Here is a 21698-nt window from a genome sequence, read left to right on the forward strand (position 1 = left end):
TTACTATACTTTTTCTAAAGGATTTTTAGATAATAAAGCACTGCCTACAGGATTTTTTCCTTTTTCAATTAATTGCAGTGCTGCTTTGACTGCCCAACATTTATCGCTAGAATGAATATTAGAGTAGTAGCTTAATAAGGTTTTAGGTTCGACTAATGTCCAACCGTTTACCGTAATAGTTTCAACAGTACTAGATTCGAAAAAATCTATTGTCACTCTGACTTGCTTCCCATTATCTAACCAATCTAACTTCTCGTAGCGTCTAAAATTTTCATTACTTGGCATGTGGTCGTATCTTGTCCAGACTTTTTCGAAACCATCTTTAGCTAATATTACCATTACTTCTGCTACATTTTTAGGGTTTACAAAAATGTCTATATCCTTATGGTCGTGTGCATGTTTATATTCTGTATGATCTTCTGGTGACATAAAATGCCATGCCCAACCTCCAGAAATTATAACCCATGTTTTTAATTTATTTAAAATGTCCAAACCTTGATTTATTCTATAGCTTGGCCATTGTTCTCCGTATCTTTTTATGTTATGATTTTGTCCCATTGTTTTCTGTTTTTTTTGCGTTAGGGATGGAGGCATTTGTTGAAGCTCCTCGCAGAGAGCGACTGCCGAGAGCCCGACCTTTTTAGGTAACGCCCAACGTTTATTACCTTGCCATTCTTACAATTTTAGGCGTAAACTTGCCAACGACTTCCACTAGTTCTAATTGGTTTTGCATGACGGTTTCAATGTTTTTATAAGCCATTGGAGCTTCGTCAATACCACCGCCAATTAAAGAGACGTCGTGTTTTTGTAATTCTTTTTTTACGGCACTTTGTGTTAATGTCATTTTACATTGTCGTCTAGATAATAGTCTGCCCGCACCATGCGATGCCGATTGTAAGCTGTCTTTATTACCTAGGCCTCGTACTATAAACCCTGGTGCTGTCATAGATCCAGGAATAATACCTAGCGCTCCCTTTTTAGCTGGTGTTGCTCCTTTTCTGTGGACTATACATTCTTCTCCGTTCACGTTTTCTTTCCAAGCAAAATTGTGATGATTGGCTATTTTGGCAATCGGTCTTTCTCCCAATAATTTGGCTATTCGTTTATGAATGTTGTCATGGCATGCTTGTGCATAATCTCCAGCTAAATTCATAGCTAACCAGTATTCTTGTCCGTCGTGTGTATTTAAGTCTAGCCAGGCTAAATGTTGCACATGTTTTGGTAAAGGACATTGCTTTGTTGCTAAATACGTATAGTGTTTAGCAATGTTGGCACCTAAACCACGAGAACCACTATGTGATAAAACACCTAGGTATTCTCCTAAAGGTAAATCCCATTCGTTATTAACATCTGTAATACTTACCTCTCCAAACTCTACAAAATGATTCCCTCCGCCAGAGGTTCCTAATTGCTTAAAGGCTTTGTCTTTTAAACGTTTTACTAACGGAATGGTTTTAAATTCGTCACGTTCAAAAATAGGATCATCGTGTTTTGTATTATGCGTTTCGTACATTCCAAACTTTGTGTGTTCGGATAAAATAGTCTCCAATTGATGTTGTTTGCCTTTTAAATAAGAGGTTTTTACTGGATAAATAGTTAAACACATTCTGCAGCCAATATCTACACCTACTCCATAAGGAATAACGGCATTTTTTGTTGCTAAAACACCACCAATTGGTAAGCCATAACCCACATGAGCATCGGGCATTAAAGCGCCGGCAACTGCAATAGGTAGTTTTAAAGCATCGTACAATTGGTATTTTGCTTGGTCGTCAATCTCATGCTCTCCATAAATTTGAAAGGGCACACGATGTGTGTTTAATTTTTGCTTTGTTACGTTTACTGGGTCTAGCAGGCTTTCTGCTATTTTTCCCCAAATGCCATCACCTTTATAATTTTCTGGATGTAATAATACTTTTTTTGCGTCTTCTAATATGCGTTCTTTCTTTACGCGTTTTTGATAGCGATTAATTTGACCTAAAGTCACGTTAATACTATTGTTTTTTGGAAAGCCTAATTTGATTAAGTCTTTTCCGCTTAATTTCTTTCCCATAATATGGTGTCGTTTATAACATCTTTAAGGTTGTGCTTTTTTAGCGCTTTTAGATGTTTCTTTGTTTGTAATTTTTTCTGTTTATACTCTGATAAATGCCAGTTATCTCTATATTTATAGTAGGATTTGGCAATAGTATAATATTCCGGTTTTTCTAATTGTTGTGCGATTAGATCCCATTCACTGTCTAGTAAAGGGTCTATACGTTTTCTATGCGTTATATAAGCTCTTGCGTGTTTAATTCTATAGGCGCCTTTTGGAAGACGTATATAAAATCTAATCTTTAGTTTTTTAAAATTGTTTCGAAATTGAAACGCAGTACATAGGCACTGTGCTTTAAAACTTAATTTATTAAACTGCTTTTTGCTTATTGTTGGAAAGTCATTGTAAATAAGATGTTTTGAGGTTTGATCAAGCCATTTTTTCTCAGCTTTTTCTTTTGTTCTCCCCCAATAATACCTTTCGGTTTTATCATAAATTTCCAGAATTGCAGCTTTGTTTTTGTATCTATCTGCTTTTTCTGTTATAATAATTTCTTTGTACCAACCGTGACGTATAGGTTTATCTAATTCTATATAGCCTAAGTCGCGATTTAGTGTCCTAATTTTACTTTGTCTTTTCCTTAAACGACGCACTTCTTTTTGTCGCGTTGTTTTTATGTTTACTGGTTTCATTAGACATTTTTCTCATTGGTTTTGTCTGTTTTAAATGATTCCTGTAATTACTCCCAATTTGGAATCTGTGCTTAAATTGAATACGTGTGTTTCATTTTTAAATTTGTTTTTTTTGAAATACATTCTGATACGTGTCGACTACGAGCAAAATGTAATTCTGGTTGTGTTTACTACTGTTTTGGATAATGTTTTAGCAGGCTTGCTTTAGACTAGTTAATACTTAATTTAATCACTATAAAACACCCTTTTTTCCTTTCTCTTTCAGGATAAAAAGAAACCATAACTAAGGTTATGTTTTATTTTTCTTCTTTACATAAAGAAAAAAACATTATTTTCTTTAGTAATAAAATTAAATGTTAACTGGTTGGACTGGAAATAAAAAACCCGAAACAGTTTTTAAATTGCTTCGGGTTTTTCATTTATAATTTGAAAAGATGTATTAACTAAAATACTCACGAAGCACGATAAAAGGCAGAATACCTTTTGGACGATTTTGATTTGATATGAATATATACATAGCCTCGTGTTTTGTTAATAATTGATTTTTAGTATTTGTTTGGAATTGCTATTTCCTGAGTGCAAATATTTAGATTATTTTTCGACTTTACAAAATTTATTTTTATTTTTTTTGAAAATTTGCTTGCATAATACGAAGTATTATATTTTTTTGAAAAAAGCAAGGAATTTTTGTTTAAAGGTTGTTTTTTGATGTATTTCCGTAGTTTTTTGGCTTTTTAATTTTGGTTTTAAAACTGTTTTTTTATCTAAAACTTCTTCTTTTTTCTGTTTAAAAACATTTACTATATCCTCAATGTTTTTAAAGTTTGCAACTTTATCAATTACTGAAATCGCAAGCTTTTTCGTTTTATTATTAGTCTTATGAAGATCGATATTTTCAAATTCACAATAATCATAACCATCAAAGGAATAATAAATGTCATAAAATTCCCAAAAGGCATCTAAATCATTGTCAAAGTCAAAATCAATAATAATATTTAAAACATATGTTTTAAAATATTCTGTAGTCTCGGAGTTTGCTATTTTTAAACAATTGCGTAATAATCTAAAAACTAATAATTCTTCTTCTGAAAAAATTTCAGAAGCTATTTCTTATAACTCTTTTATTGATTTATCTTCTCTGTAATTAATGTTAACAACATTAAAAAACAAAGAATCACCTTTGATTTTTTGGTTTATATATTCCGAAGAATATAACCAATTTTCAAATTCCGAAACGGTTATTTTTTCAGTTAAAACATCAAATATTTTTAATTTTAAAGCTTCCATTGTTTCTAATTTCTATCAAATATTAGTCCTTAATACTCAATCTTTTTGCGCACTCCTTTTTTTAGTATAAATTAGTTTCAAATTTTAATAACATGGCTGTAAATAAAAACGCATTAATCCGCTACAAAACCATAGATAAATGCCTTCAAAATAACTTTAGGCAATGGACGCTTAGCGATTTAATTGAAGCTGTTTCTGATGCGCTATTTGAATATGAAGGTAAAGATGTCGATGTTAGTAAACGTACAGTGCAATTAGACTTACAGATGATGCGTAGTGATAAATTAGGCTATAATGCTCCAATTGTGGTTTACAATAGAAAGTATTATAAATATGATATTGAGGATTATAGTATTACAAATAGCCCAATTTCTAATCAAGATTTAAGTAAATTATCTGAAGCCGTGTCGTTTTTAAAACAATTCCAAGGTTTTTCGCATTTTAGCGAATTAGGAAGTATGGTTCAAAAATTAGAAAACCATGTGTATACTCAAAAAACGCATGAGAAATCGTTGATAGATTTTGAAAAAAATGAAAACCTTAAAGGGCTTCAGTTTTTGGATAAATTGTATCAGTTTATTCTTAAAAAACAAACTATAGAAATCACGTATCAGTCTTTTAAAGCCCGTAAAGAAAACACGTTTGTTTTTTATCCATACTTATTAAAAGAGTTTAGAAACCGTTGGTTTATTATAGGGAGACGACAAAAAAATGAAGGGATAATGAATTTGGCGCTAGATCGTATAATTACTATAAACACAAGCGACAACCCCTTTGTTTTAGATAGTAGTTTTAACTCAGAGACGTATTATAAAGATACTATTGGTGTTTCGGTTAGTCCAAATTTGGAGCCTGAGCAGGTGTTGTTATATGTAAATCATAAACAAGCCCCTTATGTATTGACTAAACCTTTTCATCATTCTCAAAAAGAAATTAGTCGTGATAACTATGGTGTGACTATCGCTTTAGATGTTCAGCTTAATTTTGAATTGGAGAAAGAAATTTTAGGTTTTGGAGAAGGTTTAAAAGTAATAACACCAGAGCGTTTAAAACGAAATATAAAAGAGCGTTTGTATGATGCAGTAGATGCTTATGAAACAGAAATTAGTGATAAAAATTTAAGGACTATTGGAAAACGATTAGAGCAAAAAGGTTTTGGAATTTTAAATCATGTGTACACAAAAAGAGATATTAGAAAACTGAAAGCCAAATTTGATATTTATATAAAAGAAAATAATGTTGCTGGTTTTGGGATGAGAGAGGTGTTGCTTAAGATGCCAGAATTAAAAGCGATTTTATTTAATAAAAGCTTTAAAAGGTTAATTCAATCTATTGATAAAACGATGTTTTTAACTAAAGCTATTTATTTTGATAAATCACCAAAAGACAATTGGTATGTTAACTGGCATCAAGATGTACCTATAAATGTTTCTGAAAAAGTAGAAATTGAGGGGTTTAAGTCATGGACTAATAAAAAAGGAGTGATTAGTGTTTGCCCTCCGGAAGCTGTTTCAAAAAACACATTTGCAATGCGTATACATTTGGATGATACAACTATAAAAAATGGCGCTTTAAAGGTGATTCCTGGATCGCATAATAAGCGGTTGACTGATGAGGAGATTAAACTGATTTCTAATAATTCGATTCCTTTTGTAAGTGAAGTTAATTCTGGAGGTGTCCAATTGATAAAGCCATTATTGCTACATGCCTCTTCAGAATCTAAAATACAGAGCAGGAGACGTGTTTTACATTTAGAATTTTCGTCTATTGAGTTACCTAATGGATTGGAATATGCGGAACGTGAGGATTTATAATTACTTTTGACTAAAATTATCATTTAAATGAAGATACAAATTAACGTTTTATATTACATGCTTTTTCTCGTGCTCATGTCTTCTTGTAAAGACGAAAAAGAAAAGACTCTTAACGAGGTTTTTATTGATGAGGTCAGTATGGATGAGGTTTCTAAGCCAGGTGAATTAAATAAAACACGTAATGATTCGTATTATTATGGACCTAAAGCGGCAACAGTTTATGCAGCGCCTTTGTTAGGTAAAAAAATTGGAGAAATAAACAGGAATGATACATTTAATTTGATTTCATACTCAGGGAAATATGATTATTCGCAACCAGAAACTGTTAAGCAATGGCTTCAAATTAGTTTTTTTGATGCAACAGGCAGTAAAAAAATAGGTTACATTTTAGATGAAAACATTAGTTTTAAAAATACATTTGAGTATCCTGAGATTAGTAGAGATACTGTTTTTGTTGCCAATGAAAAAGAATTTTTAAAAGCCTTAGCTTCCAATAGGGTCATATCTATCACTGCGAAAGCACTAGATTTTGAAACTTATTTTAAAACTGAAAAAAATCTAGAAGTTATTTTTAATTCATATCATGAATATATTCAATCTTTAGAAAACAAAGTAGCCGATAAGCAAGGGTATGCTGTAGGTAAGGAGACGCCTTTTTTGGTTTTTCATGGTTATGATAATTTAATTATTAAGGGCGCTAAAACATTTACAACTATTAAAAGGTTGTATAATGATGAACAACTAAGCATATCCAATTGTAAAAACTTGTTTTTTGATAATATAATTATTGAAGGCGATACCTCTAACGTGGTCCAACGGGGTGAAGGTTTTGGAAGTTATACCGTTGTTAGGATAACAAATAGTAAAGCCATTCATTTTAATAATTTTAAAGTAAATGCATTTAATAATGCAGCAACTGTGGTTAAAGAATCTAATGGTGTTTTTTTTAATAATAGCCGTTTTAATCAAATTTCCAATGATGGCATATATTGTATTAATGGATCTAATGTTACTATACAAAATAGTTACTTTGTTAATAGTAAAGACATGGGAGGGTTAGTGTATATGGATAGATACGATGATACTGATAATAGTAGTGTCAGTATAACAAATAGTTTAATACATAATAATACCCTTAATTCTATATATAGCACGAGTTATGGTGAGGATATTGATCATTCTTTATCCTTTGATAATGTTACTGTAAAATCTAACTATTTTAAAAATGGATTTATGCGAAATGTAAATTCAAGTTATGTAAATATATCCAACTCTGATATAGAAGATAATAAAGTGAGATCTTATTTTTTTACGGTAGTTGATCCTAAAATATATATCTATGACACAAGCATAATAAGAAACACATCTGTAGATTCTTCCTATTTTTTTAATCACGAGTCTGGAACCGTGGGAAAAATTCATTTAAACAACACACAAATAGGGGATAATAATAATTTTTTGGCTTTTACAGAAGGAAAATCATCGACGTATAGCGATTATATGAGTTCTGATAAAAACAGTAAGCATTTTAATAATTATATATCTAATACAGCGCTCACAGAGCATAACAAAATAACATTTGAAGGTATTGATTATATGTATAGAAATAGTCGTGATATTAAATTAAATGCTGAAAATAATGTGTTATACAAATCTAAAATTATTGAAGATGGCTATTATTGTTTGTCTAAAGATGATTTTAGGTTATCAGCATCTTTTAATAGTAAATTTGAGCCCTTAGCATTATATTATTTAAGTCGATGTTATGGGAAAATAGAAAACGGAAAGTTAACCGGTGTTTGGCAGGTTGTTAATAAAGAGAAGCTGCCCGTTAAAGTAATTCAAGAATTTAATTATAATGAGGGACGATTAGAAGGGGAGACAAAAAAGTATATTATAACAGAGAAAGGTAAAACTTTGGTGGAAAAAGGTGCTGTTTTAGATGCGAAAAAGCAGGGCGAATGGTCTTATTATTATCCAAATGGAAACTTACTTAGAAAAGAGAATTATGATAAAGGAAAACAAACAGGAGCCTTAACGCTTTATTATATAAATGGTAAAATGATGGACCATAGAGAGCATTATTATTATAAAGAAGGGAAAGCATCATTTTATTATCCTAATGGGCAATTGGAAAGTGAAATAGTCTATAAAGATAAAAAACCGGTTATAGAAGATAGTCGTTTTTATACCAGTAAGGGTAAAACTAAAAAAGGTTCATTATTGTATACTGTTGAAGAAAAAAATGGACTACCCTACAAAGTAGATATTGATTTAAAAGATAAAAAATATAAAGATTACAACATTGTAAAAAAACGTAGTCATTGGGGGTATTTCCAACAACATTCGCAATTTAAAAACAGTAAGCCTTTTGGTGTTCAGCGTTATGAGGATTATGATAATAAATTTGAACGATATGATTATAAACCAGGTTCTGGTGATATTTCAGAATTATTTATTGTCGAATTAATCGAAGACACTGTATTAAAGAGTAACAAGTATGTTTTTTATGATAATTACGATATTTATCAAACCTGGCTGTATGATGCGAGTATAGATAAAATGGTATTAACAGAATATAATGGTGCCTTTGGATTGCCACAATTAATTCAACACTATACCCAAGAAGGTGAGGTTTTAGTAAAAAATGGGCTATACCAAAGGCTTAATGAATACGGTATCCCAATGGAAACAGGGTATTATGTAAACGATAAAAAAGATGGCGATTGGTTGCATTACAGTACGTATGCTTCTGATAACCATGAGTTAGAAAAAAAAGAGGTTTATAAAATGGATGAATTAGTAAGTAAAAAAAGATTTTAATTAAACCTAATTTTTGTACTCAATGAGAAAAATCATCTTTATAGTGTTGTCTGGATTAAGTTATTTAAATGCTTTTAGTCAAATAGATTCTATTTCTGTTGTGAAAATACCGGATGAAGAATATGCGATTTACAAGTATGATTCGGACTTAGAAATGACTATTTTAACTTATCACTATGCTGATTTGTGGGATATTGACAACGATAAATATACTGATGTTATAGAGTTTATAAGTAATGGTGGGGCTCATTCTTATTATCATATGAGAATTTGGCTTTCGTCCAAAAGTAAGTGGATAGATTATCCAAAATTGGAAATTGATTTTCCTTATCTTCCAAAAGAAGTTAAAAATTTAGAAATGTTAGATCAACCATATCCACAATTTGTTGTTCAAGATTTTGATAATGATAATATAAAAGAGATATACTTAAATCTAGATGACTATTCATCTGTTCTTGCTGAATATGGAATACCCTCAAAACGAATTTTAATTGATTTTAAGGAGGGAGAGCTAATTGTAATGCGCTTTAAAACAAAATAATTAGTTTAATTCTGAATTTTAAATCAATTAATGATGTTTAGACCAGTAAGTGATTTCTCTTACATATACTCTTTTTAATATATTATCATCATATTCTCTTTTCTCAATCCAATTGTTTCGTCCGTCAAATAGGTATTTATAAGTTGTAGTAGAATAGATTCTTTCGCCATCACTGTAATAGCTTATTTCTTTTATTTTATTGCCTTTGTAGTCATAAAAAAAAGTAGTTTTATCAATAGAGTTATCGTTGTGGTCAATATAAATACGTTCCATATAATTAGGTTTGTAGATGTTATAATTTGTCAAGAGTTCTTTACCATCTTTAAAAACAAAGGTTTCGTTCTTGATATAGTCACCGTTTAAATTGTATGTGGTTATCGATCTATTGTCGTTTTGTACAGTGCCAGAAAGGAAGGCTTCAAGTTCACTTTTTGTATGTTTTTTTTCTACTATTTCGGAGGTTAGAAGGATTCCGTTATTATTGTAAGTTTTTATGTTTTGTTCTTTTAGTATCCCGTCTTTATTATAGTCGTTATGTGTTGTTTTATTATAGTCTGAGAATTTTTCAAAAATAAATTCTTCATTCGGTACTACGGTGTTAGTGCTTATCGTCTTTTTAGTAGCTTTTAAAAGCTTATTAGCATTGTCGTATGTATAATCATAGGTTGCATCATGCTCTTGGTGATAATTATAATAATTAGTGCTTATTTTATTGTTATTATCATCATAAGTTGAAACCCAACGTCTGCTTCTCATCCTATCATAATAATAATCTTCCTCTTCTATTTGGTTTCCTTTTTTGTCATAAGTATATATCCATTTGTAATAGGGTTTACCTTTAACTACCTTTTCTTTTTCTGTTTTTTGTCCCTTTTTATTGTAAGTATAGGTTTCTGTAGAATAGATTTTGTCGCCAATAAAATTGTTTTCCAATATTAAGTTATTGTTTTTGTCATACTTATATTGGTAGTTTAAAGTCATGGTGTCTTTACTGTTATAACTTGAGTATTTTTCAATACAATTCCCGCGTTTGTCAAAAACAGATTTACGACCATAATCTGTTTTTCCTTTATATAAGCTATCCTTTGATTTTTTATAATGATATCTAACATTGTAGTTCCTAACGGATTTAATGTCGCCGTAAAATTTATTTTTAAGTTTATGGTCACCACCACTATTTATTTCTTTTAAAAAACCGTCAAAAACATAACCTGTATCTAGTTTTATCCAATGTCCGGCTATTTTGTAATTATTGTCTGGAATGGTGTCAGCATTTTTGATGTTATTTAGTTTAATAATTACAGTGTCTTTGTAGTTTAATTTGCCTACTTTTTCTGATTTTGTAGTTGGTTGTGATCTAATGATTAAGCCATTGCTTGCTTTAACTTGATATTTGATTTGGGAGAATGACATTGAAGATAAAATAAGCATCAAAGGAAGAATAATTCTCATAATTATATTTGGGTAGGTGTTGTTTGTGATTGTTTTGGACAGTATTAATTGATGTTTAAAAAGACTGTGTTTGACTTTTCGATTTTGGAATGGTGTTCAAAAAACACAATGTCATCATTTAATAAAGCTTCAATTAAATAATAGTGTCCTTTAAAATAGGAGTGTATTACAGTCGCTTTAAGCTCAGAATGTGTTACCATTTTTAATTGATGAGCATAAATTATCGAGTCGTTAATGATGTTAAACTCACCAAAAAACGAGGCTATTAATGGTGCTTCAGGATTTTTGAATAAATTTTCTGGGCTATCATTAACAACAATTTGATTGTCATACAAAACAATCATTCTGTCTGCAAAACCTAAAACATCTTCTCTGTCGTGTGTTGCAACAATACAGGTGATGTTTTTGTCTTTTAGGTATCTATACACATTGCGTCTAAGCGATTGTTTTTGGAAATTGTCAATATGACTAAATGGTTCGTCCAATAAAATAATTTCTGGCTGTTTTGCCAAAGCACGTGCTAATGCGACACGTTGTTTTTGTCCACCACTTAATGTTTTTACTTTAGATTTAGCAAGCTCTGTAAGCTCTACGACTTCTAGAAGCTCTGCGGTGCGTTCTTTTTTTTCTTCTGGAAAAAAGTTTGAAAGATGTTTGCCTATATTCTCTTCGACGGTTATAAAAGGCATTAAATCAAATTCTTGGGAGACGTATTTCATAAATTCGTAACCAACAACTAAATTATATTTTGGTCCTAAAATTTCTTCGTATTTCCAAAAAATCTGGCCTTGATTTAAGTCGGATTCACCAAAAATAAGATTTAATAAAGTGCTTTTTCCTGAGCCACTTTCGCCAATAATGGCAACATTTTCACCCTGATTAGCAGTGAAATAAATATCTTTTAAAACAGGTGTTTTATTATAAGAAAAGGTAAGGTTTTTAACTTCAAGCATAAAACAAAAATAACTAAAAAAACCGCTCAATAATTAGAGCGGTTTTTAAATTTTGAAAAAAAAGAGTTTGGGTTAATTCCAACCACCACCTAAAGCTTGATATAGTTTTACGTTAGCTAGTAATTGGTCGCGTTTAGTTTCTATAATTTCTATTTTAGAATCTAATGCTTCGCGTTGTGTTAGCAACACTTCTGTGTATTCTGCTCTTGCAGATCTAAACAATCTAAGAGATAACTCTATAGATTCTGTAAGTGCTTGTACTTGGTCTTCTTTAAGCTGATAACTTTTTTTAAGATTATCTACATTAGACAGTTGATTTTGAACTTCCATAAACGCATTTAAAATGGTTTTTTCGTATTCAAAAACAGCTTGCAGTTGTCTGTCATTAGCATTTTTATACTCTGCTTTAATCGCATTTCTATTAATTAAAGGGCCTACCACATCTCCAACTAAATTGTATAATAAAGATTCTGGAGTGCTTGTTAAGTATTTAGGCTTAAAAGCTTCTAATCCAACACCGGCTTTAAGACCAATTGAAGGATAAAAATTAGCTTTTGCAACACTTACATTTAATTTTGAAGCAGACAACTCGTATTCTGCTTGTCTAATATCTGGACGATTAGCTAGTAACTGAGCAGGGATTCCAGAAGACATAGCATCCACTGTGGTGGTTATAAAATTGTTAGAACTTCTAGTTATGGTTTGTGGATAACGACCAACTAAGAAATTAATCAAATTTTCTGTCTCCACTATTTTTTGTTGAATTAGAAACTTGTTGCTCTGGTTTTTATAAACATCGGCTTCAAAACGTCTTACGGCTAACAATGTTGATCTGGCGGCTTCTTTTTGAAGTTTTACCATTTTTAAAGCTTGTTGTTGAATTTCTAAATTTTGTTCGATAATTCCCAATTGATTGTCTAGTGCCATCAGCTCGTAATATGAACTGGCGATTTCGGTTACCAATTGTGTTACCATAAAATTCTTACCTTCAACTGAAGCTAAATATTCTAAAACTGCTGCTTTTTTTCCGTTTCGCAGTTTTTTCCAAACATCAAGTTCCCAAGAAGCTGTAAGTCCTGCTGAAAAATTAGTTAATGGTTCTGGAAATTCTTCACCTTCACGAATGTCTAGATGTTTTTCTACTGCACCATTTCTAGTATATTCTCCTACTTTCTCAACTTCAGCGCCAGCAAAAGCACTAACAAATGGAAGATACTCACCTTTTTTGGCTTGTATCTCGTTTTTTGCCATATCTACTTGTTGCAGCATCATGTTTAACTCTTGATTGTTAACTAATGCAGTGTCTATTAAAGCGACTAAATTAGCATCCGAAAAAAAGTTTTTCCATTCTATGTTAGCAGTGTTAGTGGTGTCTGCTGTTTGGCTTTCGTACTGCTCAGGAACCGTTTTGTTTTCTTCTCTAACGTTTCTAGTTGGGACACAAGAATACAAGGAAACTAATGTTAAAACACCAACTGCATAGTGCTTTGTAATCTTAATATGTTTTTTTATATTATTCATCTTTGTTTCTTTTACTTAGTTTTTTAAATAGACTTTTCAGTTTACTTATTTGTTCAGTATTCTCTTTTGTTTGTTGACCAGCGGATTCATGATTTCTTATAAACTCTTCAGATAATGGTTCATGAGACTCGTCTTTAATAAGACTTTTTCCTTCAGCCATTTTTGCGAAAATGTAATATAAACCAGGAATGATTAACACACCGCCAAGTGTACCAATAAGCATTCCTCCTAATGCAGAACTACCAATGGTTCTATTAGCAATTGCACCTGCTCCTGTTGCTATAATTAACGGAATTAATCCTGCGATAAAAGCAAAGGACGTCATTAAAATAGGTCTAAATCTTGCTCGAGAACCTTCAATTGCTGCTTCGAGTATGGTTGCACCTTCCCGTTGTTTTTGTACTGCAAATTCTACAATCAATACTGCGTTTTTACCAAGTAACCCGACCAGCATGATAACACCAATTTGGGCGTATACATCGTTGGCTAATCCCATAGATTTTAATAGGAAAAACGATCCAAAAACACCAACAGGTAGGGATAGAATTACAGCAAATGGTAATAAGAAACTTTCGTATTGTGCAGCTAAAACAAAATAGACAAAAATTAATACGATAATAAAAATATAAGTAGATTCATTACCTCTACTTGCTTCGTCGTAAGACAAGCCTTCCCATGCAATATCATACCCTCTAGGAAGTTCCTTTGCAGCAACTTCTTTAATGGCATTTATTGCGTCACCACTGGTAAATCCTGGTGCAGGTAAACCTCTAATTGAGGCAGAGTTGTAAAGGTTATAACGTGTAATTTCGTTAGGGCCTAGTTTTTTGTCGATGGTCATAAATGCAGAATATGGTACCATTTCACCTTCTTCATTTTTAACAAAAAGTTTTTCTAAATCAGATGGTAAACGTCTGTATTCTGGTCCTGCTTGCGTGTATACTTTAAAGAAGCGACCAAAACGAATAAATCCTTGTTCGTAAGTACTACCAATTAAAATATTTAAATTTTCCATTGCTTTACCAATACTAACGCCTTTTTGCATGGCGATTTTATTGTTTATTTTTAATTGGTATTGCGGATAATTTGCCGAGAAAAAAGTAAATAAACCCGTTAGCTCTTTACGTTTAGATAAGGCTTCAATAAAGCTATTATTGATCTCCTCAAAATGATGATAATCTGTAGAGTTTGTTTTGTCTAATAAACGCATAGCAAATCCTCCAGAAGATCCAAAACCAGGAACAGCAGGTGGTTCAAAATACTCAATAACAGCTCCTAAATCTTTAGTTTCTTCTTCCAGCTCTTCCATGATTTCGTGTACAGAATGTTCACGGTCAGACCACGGTTTTAGGTTAATTAAACAGGTTCCGGCGTTAGATCCGCGACCTTCGGTCATAATCTCATAACCCGCTAAAGAGGATACCGATTGTACGCCTTCCGTTTCTTCGCAAATTTTTTGAAGTTTTTTAGCAACTTCATTAGTGCGTTCTAACGTGGCTCCTGGAGGTGTTTGGATAATAGCATAAATCATCCCTTGATCTTCATTGGGTATAAATCCAGCAGGAAGCACTTTGTTGGTTACAAAAATTCCGACACAAAAAGCAATCAATATTCCAAAGGTTACAATACGTCTGGCTACAATTTTATTAAGGATTTTAACATAGCTTCCGGTTAGTTTTTCGAAACCATTATTAAACCAATTAATAAACTTATCGATTAGCGATTTTTTTGCTTTTCCATGATTGTTTTTAAGTAAAATAGCACATAAAACAGGTGTTAACGTTAAGGCTACAATTGCCGAAATAACAATAGAACCAGCCATTGTGATAGAGAATTGTCTATAGAAAACACCAACAGGGCCTGACATAAAAGAAATGGGTATAAATACCGAAACCATAACCAATGTAATAGCTATAATGGCGCCACCAATTTCGCCTAAAACTTCATAAGACGCTTTGTAGGGTGTGAGGTGTTCTTCCTCCATTTTAACATGGACGGCTTCCACGACGACAATAGCATTATCGACGACAATACCAATGGCGAGTACTAAAGCAAATAGGGTTATTAAGTTAATGGACAGCCCAAATAATTGCATCACAAAAAAGGCTCCAATTAACGAAACTGGTACAGCTATAATTGGAATTAACGTCGAACGCCAATCTCCTAAAAATAAAAAGACCACAAGAGCAACTAATATAAAAGCATCTCTAAGCGTGTGTAATACTTGTTCTATAGACGCATCTAAAAAGTTAGAAACATCATAACTAATTTGAAAGTCTACATCAGGAGGAAGTTCGACTTCTAATTCTTTTAATTTTTCTTTTACAGCATCAATAACATCACTACCATTACTCCCAAACGTTTGTTTTAATACGATGGATGCAGATGGTTTTCCGTCTAAATTAGAATAAATATCAAAAAATTCGCTCCCTAGTTTTACGTCGGCAATATCTTTTAATTGAATAATTTCACCTTCTTTATTGGCGCGGATAATAATCTCTTCGTATTGTTCTGGTTCGTTATAACGGTTTTCATAGGTTAATACATATTCTAAAGATTGCGAGGTCATCCCGGAGCTTCGACCTAAACGACCTGGCCTGGCAAGAATACTTTGTTCTTCCATGGCTTCTAAAACTTCTTCTGCCGAAATATTATAAGCACGCATACGATCTGGTTTTAACCAAACACGCATAGCGTATTTTCTACTTCCTAAAATTTGTGCACTGGCAATTCCTTTAATACGTTGTATTTCTGGTATAACTTTGGTGTAGGCGTAGTTGTACAAAAATTTCTCGTCATTGTTTTTATCTGAACTAGATAGATTGACGTACATCAACATACTAGGTTGCACAGGTGATATAATAACACCTTCACGTTGCACTAATTCGGGTAGTAGTGGCATCACTTGATCCACACGTGTTTTTACCCTAACGACTGCTTCGTTTGGATCTGTACCTGGCTCGAAAATTACACGAATGGTTGCTTCACCAGCACTAGTGGCATCAGAGGCAATATAGCGCATGTCTTGCACACCATTTATGGCTGTTTCTAATGGTATTAATGTTGAGTTAACTAATACTTCTGAACTAGAACCTGGATAGGCAATAAAAATATTTACGGTTGTAGGTGCTATTTGTGGGAACTGTGATATCGGGAGTTGCTTAATGGCAAGTCCTCCTAAAAATAGGATGATAACCGAAATGACAATAGCCAGAACGGGTCTTTTTATAAATTGTTTAAACATGTCTTTTGTAGATTAAATTCTAAAATTATTCAGCGTATAAGTCTAACTCAGACATTACTTTGTTTGGTTCTAAAAACTTCGTTTCTATTTCTTCGTTGTTTTTAACCATTCTAATACCTTCTAATAAAATAGTGTCGTTTTCGGTAAGTCCTTCGTTGACAATAAATAGATGAGGTAATTCTGCACCAATAGTAATTTCTTTTTGCTTAACAACATGGTCTTTGTTTACTACAAAAACATAGGTTTTATCTAAGATTTGAAACGTTGCTTTTTGAGGAATTATAATAACATCTTTAAAAGGAACACGCATTAAAATACTACCTGTTTCACCATGTCTTAAAATACCATCTGGATTAGGAAATGTTGCTCTAAAAGCAATGTTTCCTGTCTCGCTATTAAATTCTCCTTCAATAGTTTCTACAATTCCTTTTTGGTTGAACTCCTTATTGTTCGCCATTAATAGGCCAACTTCTTTTTTAACGTCTTTGTCTGCGCTGGTAATATAATCTAGATATTCTGCTTCTGGTACGTTAAAGTATACCCACATTTTACTGTTGTCAGAAAGCGTAGTTAGCAATTCGCCTTCATCTAAAAGACTACCTTCTCTCGCTTCTAGATGATCCATAATACCATCAAAAGGCGCTGTAATTCTAGTAAAGCCTAAATGTGTTTGTGCTAAAGAGACTTCAGCATTAGCTTTGTCTAAATTAGCATTTGCCATAGCCAATTCATTTTGTGACACGACATTTCCATCGGCTAAGAGTTTTGTGTTTTTTAATTCTATTCCTGCAGCGTTAGCTTCGGCTTTAGCCTTTTGTAATTCGGCTTGATAAATGTTAGGCATAATTTGGAACATGGCTTGCCCCTTTTTAACATGTTGCCCTTCGTCTACAGAGATGTGTTTTAAATAGCCTTTCTCTAAAGCTCTTATTTCTATATGTCTTATGGAGTGTATTTGGCTAACGTAATCTTTGGTTATAGTGGTGTCTTTTTTAATAGGATTTGTAACAAGAAAAGCAACATGCTCTTCTTTTTTTTCTTTTTTAGTCTCGCAACTTGTATGAAATAGACATGCGAATAAACCCATGAAAATGAAGATTTTTTTCATAATTTTTTATTTGAAGTAAATTGGTAAAATAAAATGTGATTGTAGCCAAGCCTTGTAAATAGAGCATAGGTGTGGCTATTTGTGTTATATTAATTTAGTGTGATGTAATAGCAAATCGATAGAAAATTGATTTGCAAAAAAAGAAAGTATTATCAGATTATGAAAACTGATAGTCTAACATGAAGCTTTGTCGAAGGTTGACAAAACGTATGGGTAAAACTGTTAACCTCTTTTTGAAGTTTAGAGGATAGATCGCTTAATAATTGAGCCTCAGAAAAGGTTAAAATATAACTACTGAACGTTTTAATTGTAGTAGAAACAGATTCTTCGTTTTCTGTTTCTTCGGCTTCCGTGTAATCAAAAAATAATTCGACTGTCTCGTTTTGTTGAATAGAAAAATGAGAAGAGTTATTTAAATGACTGTCAATTGAAGTTTTAGAGTCATGACTGTCATCTAAAGTGTAGTCCGCGTCAATTGCAGTATATGCATGTGCGTTAGTGACTACTGTTAATAACAAGAGCGTTATTAACGATAAATATTTAGTGACTGTTTTGTTCATTTACGAATGCAAAACTATACCAATTGACTAATACTACCAAAATAAAGATTGTTTTTTAAGTGTTCTTTAAGAAGAAAAGTATATTAATAAAAAAGTCGCTCTGATTTAGAGCGACTCTGTAATATAAAGTTGGTTTAATGATTATTCGATAACTGTATTACTATTGTATATTTTGTAGGTACCGTCCTCTTGTTTTAGACAGGGTTTATATTCTCCCTTGTAAACTTTGAATATAATTTCTTCGCCATTTTCAGTAAGTATCGTGTTGTTTCCATCTCCAAAATGACGTAATGTTTTGACATCATTTTCGTAAATATAAATTTCTGGTTTTACTTTAGAGTCTAAAGACGCCATACCAGATTTAATATTTGGAACAAAATTTTGGATCTCTATTTTCGAGTAGCTTATAGGGTCTTTAGATTTGTAAGTGTATTGTCCTGCAGGTATTGTTATCAGATAAGTGCTTTTTGGAGTGATGTTTAAAGTTATTAAACTGTCGTTTTCTAGTATGTTTGAACTTTCAAAACGATTAAAGGCAGGCTTGTAACTTGACGTCCAAGTGTCAAAAAAGCCGGTATTTTCCTTAACCAATTCAAAATAACTTTTAGCAGCATCTACATCTTTTTTTAATAGATTAGCAGAAGTTAGGTTGGCATAAATAACCCTGTTTTTTATTTTGTCTTTAACTTTTTTACCAAAATCAACATCTAATTGTGCTGTCCATAAAGCAATAGCTTTGTCTATTGTAGCAATATCACTACTGTTATCTACAATTGAGTCTATTAGCGGTTGTGAACTTGTATTGAAGCTTTCGGCTGCACCACCCTTTGTTTTTTTGAATATTCCAAACGGAATTTTTAAATCAGCACTTCCAGAAAACAGGTGCTCATATTCCTTAAGTAATTTTTCTACGTAGTCTGTAACAATTAATGCTTTTATTGCATTTTTACTTTTGTTTGTGTATTGGCTATCAGCTGCTGAAACATTATTGGTTACTGTATCGTCTATAGTTAAAAGTATTTTATTGTCTTTATTTAAAACTATGATGTGGTAAGATCCTTGTAAAACAAGTAATCCTGGGCTTTTTGATAGTTGATTTCCTAAAAACCCTACAATTATTTGTAAGTCTGCGTTGTCTTCAACACGCGCTAACCCGCTTAAATTAATGCCTTCTGTATTGGATGCTATTGTTGGGTTTGCTTCAGTAGGAGTATAATTCCAGTATTTACCGTCGTCTTGAATAGTGTAGCTGTATGTTTTTGTACCCTTTAGGATTTCTGGTTGTTCAAAAGTGACTTTAATATCGTGAGTTTTAACATCCGCTTTTTGGGCATTCATTATTAGTCCTACAAGAACTGCACATGCTATTAAGATTGTTTTTTTCATTTGGTTTTAAAATTTCGATTAATTTAGGTTTTGGCAAATATAAAAAAAGGTGACTAATAGAAAATGTTAGTCACCTTGTTTTATTAAAGTAGTTGTTTTTAGTCTTTAAAATCTTCTATTTCAGTCGGTAAAACATCAAAGCCCATATTGAAGAGTGTAAATCCATAAATGTCTGCGTATTGCTCTATAGTTTTGCTAACCGGTGTTCCTGCGCCATGACCAGCATCCGTCTCGATACGTATTAACGTTGGATTATTTCCTGTTTGTTTAGCTTGTAATTCGGCAGCAAATTTAAAACTATGTGCCGGTACAACTCTGTCATCATGATCACCCGTGGTTACCATTGTTGCTGGATATTGCACACCTTCTTTTACATTATGTACAGGCGAGTATCCCATTAAATAATCAAACATTTCTTTACTGTCTTCGGCAGTTCCGTAGTCATAAGCCCAGCCTGCTCCTGCAGTAAAAGTGTGATAACGTAACATGTCTAAAACACCTACCGCTGGTAAAGCAACCTTCATTAAATCTGGACGTTGGGTCATCGTTGCTCCAACTAATAAACCACCGTTTGATCCACCACGAATTGCTAAAAAGTCTGATGATGTATATTTTTGGTCAATAAGGTATTCTGCAGCAGCGATAAAATCGTCAAATACATTCTGTTTTTTTAATTGTGTTCCTGCATCATGCCAAGCCTTTCCGTATTCTCCACCACCACGTAAATTAGGGATAGCGTAAATACCGCCTTGTTCCATCCAAACCGCGTTAGCGATGCTGAAACTAGGTGTTAAACTTACGTTGAAACCTCCATAACCATAAAGAATTGTTGGATTTTTTCCATTAAGTTCAATACCTTTTTTATGAGTGATTATCATTGGTACTTTTGTGCCATCTTTTGAGGCATAAAACACTTGTTTACTTTCGTAGTTTTCAGGGTTAAAATCGATATCTGGTTTACGAAATAATTCTGAAGTTCCACTTTCTATTTCAAATTTATACGTACTTCCTGGTGTGACATAGTTTGTAAACGAGTAGTATAACTCTTTTTCTTCTTTTTTAGCGCCAAAACCAGCTGCACTTCCAACACCTGGAAGTTTTACTTCTCTAACTAATTTACCATCGTAATCGTACTGCATTACTTTAGATACGGCGTCAACCATATATTCAGTAAAAAAGTATCCACCAGCTGTTGATGGGCTTAAAACATTTTTAGTTTCTGGTATAAAATCTACCCAGTTTTCTGGAGTAGGATTAGATGCATCAACAGTAACTATTTTTTTGTTTGGCGCGTTAAGGTTTGTTACCAAAAACAATTTTGATCCTTCATTTGTGATAACATAAGTATCACTATCTGTATTATCAATAATTTCTACTAATTTAGAATTTGGTTGCGTTAAATCTTTGATGTATAATTTGTTTCCTGAGGTTGAAACACGAGGAGAAATTATTAAGTAACGGTCATCTTCTGTTACTGATCCGTAAATATATCTGTGTTTTTCTGAAGCCTTACCACCAAAAATTAATTCATCTTCTTTTTGAGGTGTTCCTAATTTATGATAGTACACTTTGTGTTGATCTGTTTTTGCAGACAACTCGCTACCTTCAGGTTTGTCGTAACTGGAGTAGTAAAACCCTTCGTTTTTATACCAAGACATTCCGCTAAATTTGATATCTACTAAAGTGTCTTCAACAATTGTTTTTGACTCGATATCCATTACTAAAATTTTACGCCAGTCGCTACCGCCTTCAGATATCGCATAAGCTAGAACTTTACCGTTTTTGGAAAAACTTGTCCCACCTAAAGAAATAGTTCCATCTTCTTTAAAGGTATTTGGGTCTAAAAAGACAGTTGCTGTGCTCGGGTCTTCGCCAGTCTTGTATCTGTAGATAACATATTGATTTTGTAACCCATCGTTTTTATAAAAATAAGTATAGTCTCCTTCTTTAAAAGGAGCACCAATTTTTTCGTAGTTCCATAATTTTTCAAGACGATGTTTAAGTGCTTTTCGGTAAGGTATATTGTCTAAGTATGTTTGTGTGGCTTTGTTTTCTGCTTTGACCCAAGCTTCAGTTTCTGCACTTCTATCATCTTCTAACCATCGGTATGGGTCTTTTACGTCCGTTCCAAAATAATTGGTTACTGTATCTGCTTTTTTAGCGTCAGGATAGTCAACGACTATATCTCTTTTTATTGGTTGTTGTTTTTCTACTTCTTTACACGACATAATTACGGAAAGGGTTAATAGGCAAAGTGCTATTTTTTTCATGTTATAAATACG

At 32.4% G+C, this 21698-nt stretch carries 15 protein-coding genes; 3 read left to right on the top strand and 12 right to left on the bottom strand.

Annotation, left to right across the window (positions count from 1 at the left end):
* Window positions 1-3 precede the first annotated feature (3 nt).
* From E9099_RS07515 to E9099_RS19170, 4 genes are all read right to left on the bottom strand, one after another.
* A complete protein-coding gene (locus tag E9099_RS07515; protein WP_136583052.1) occupies window positions 4-558 on the bottom strand; it encodes a hypothetical protein in 555 nt (184 codons plus the stop codon).
* Between the two features lie 103 nt (window positions 559-661).
* The gene (locus tag E9099_RS07520) at window positions 662-2053 is read right to left on the bottom strand and encodes an RtcB family protein (protein WP_136583053.1); all 1392 of its coding nucleotides are present in this window, start codon (window positions 2051-2053) and stop codon (window positions 662-664) included.
* Window positions 2038-2727 (bottom strand): hypothetical protein, encoded by a 690-nt coding sequence (locus E9099_RS07525; RefSeq protein WP_136583054.1) that lies wholly within the window; start codon window positions 2725-2727, stop codon window positions 2038-2040. The genes E9099_RS07520 and E9099_RS07525 overlap by 16 nt, the downstream gene beginning before the upstream one ends.
* 1110 nt (window positions 2728-3837) lie before the next feature.
* Window positions 3838-4014, bottom strand: a complete 177-nt coding sequence (locus tag E9099_RS19170) for a hypothetical protein (RefSeq protein ID WP_168800726.1) — start codon at window positions 4012-4014, stop codon at window positions 3838-3840.
* 92 nt (window positions 4015-4106) lie between these two features.
* On the opposite strand from E9099_RS19170, the gene E9099_RS19680 reads away from it, so the two are divergent.
* From E9099_RS19680 to E9099_RS07540, 3 genes are read left to right on the top strand one after another with little or no spacing between them, the layout of a single operon-like run.
* Window positions 4107-5828: a WYL domain-containing protein gene (locus tag E9099_RS19680; RefSeq protein ID WP_136583055.1), complete on the top strand. Its 1722-nt coding sequence runs from the start codon at window positions 4107-4109 to the stop codon at window positions 5826-5828.
* A gap of 27 nt (window positions 5829-5855) precedes the next feature.
* Window positions 5856-8651, top strand: coding sequence for a hypothetical protein (locus E9099_RS07535; protein ID WP_136583056.1), 2796 nt, complete (start codon window positions 5856-5858; stop codon window positions 8649-8651).
* 22 nt (window positions 8652-8673) lie between these two features.
* Window positions 8674-9192, top strand: a complete 519-nt coding sequence (locus tag E9099_RS07540) for a hypothetical protein (RefSeq protein WP_136583057.1) — start codon at window positions 8674-8676, stop codon at window positions 9190-9192.
* Between the two features lie 27 nt (window positions 9193-9219).
* On the opposite strand, the gene E9099_RS07545 is transcribed toward E9099_RS07540, so the two are convergent.
* The 8 genes from E9099_RS07545 to E9099_RS07580 form a co-directional block, all read right to left on the bottom strand.
* Window positions 9220-10644, bottom strand: coding sequence for an SH3 domain-containing protein (locus E9099_RS07545; protein WP_136583058.1), 1425 nt, complete (start codon window positions 10642-10644; stop codon window positions 9220-9222).
* Between the two features lie 44 nt (window positions 10645-10688).
* Entirely contained in the window at window positions 10689-11597 is a 909-nt protein-coding gene (locus E9099_RS07550; RefSeq protein ID WP_136583059.1) for an ABC transporter ATP-binding protein, read from the bottom strand.
* 72 nt (window positions 11598-11669) lie between these two features.
* Complete coding sequence (locus tag E9099_RS07555) at window positions 11670-13118, bottom strand: TolC family protein (RefSeq protein ID WP_136583060.1); 1449 nt, start codon at window positions 13116-13118, stop codon at window positions 11670-11672.
* Window positions 13111-16362 carry an efflux RND transporter permease subunit gene (locus E9099_RS07560; protein ID WP_136583061.1) on the bottom strand — a complete coding sequence of 1084 codons (3252 nt, stop codon included), beginning with the start codon at window positions 16360-16362 and terminating at the stop codon, window positions 13111-13113. Before E9099_RS07560 ends, E9099_RS07555 begins: the two co-directional genes overlap by 8 nt.
* Window positions 16363-16387: 25 nt before the next feature.
* Window positions 16388-17470, bottom strand: a complete 1083-nt coding sequence (locus E9099_RS07565; protein ID WP_136583062.1) for an efflux RND transporter periplasmic adaptor subunit — start codon at window positions 17468-17470, stop codon at window positions 16388-16390.
* 152 nt (window positions 17471-17622) lie between these two features.
* On the bottom strand, window positions 17623-18030 hold the full coding sequence (locus E9099_RS07570) for a hypothetical protein (protein WP_136583063.1): 408 nt from the start codon (window positions 18028-18030) through the stop codon (window positions 17623-17625).
* Between the two features lie 141 nt (window positions 18031-18171).
* Window positions 18172-19416, bottom strand: coding sequence for a hypothetical protein (locus E9099_RS07575; RefSeq protein ID WP_136583064.1), 1245 nt, complete (start codon window positions 19414-19416; stop codon window positions 18172-18174).
* A gap of 98 nt (window positions 19417-19514) precedes the next feature.
* Window positions 19515-21686, bottom strand: a complete 2172-nt coding sequence (locus tag E9099_RS07580) for a prolyl oligopeptidase family serine peptidase (protein ID WP_136583065.1) — start codon at window positions 21684-21686, stop codon at window positions 19515-19517.
* Window positions 21687-21698: the final 12 nt, after the last annotated feature.

The organism is Psychroserpens sp. NJDZ02 (genome assembly GCF_004843725.1).
Lineage (GTDB): Bacteria > Bacteroidota > Bacteroidia > Flavobacteriales > Flavobacteriaceae > Olleya.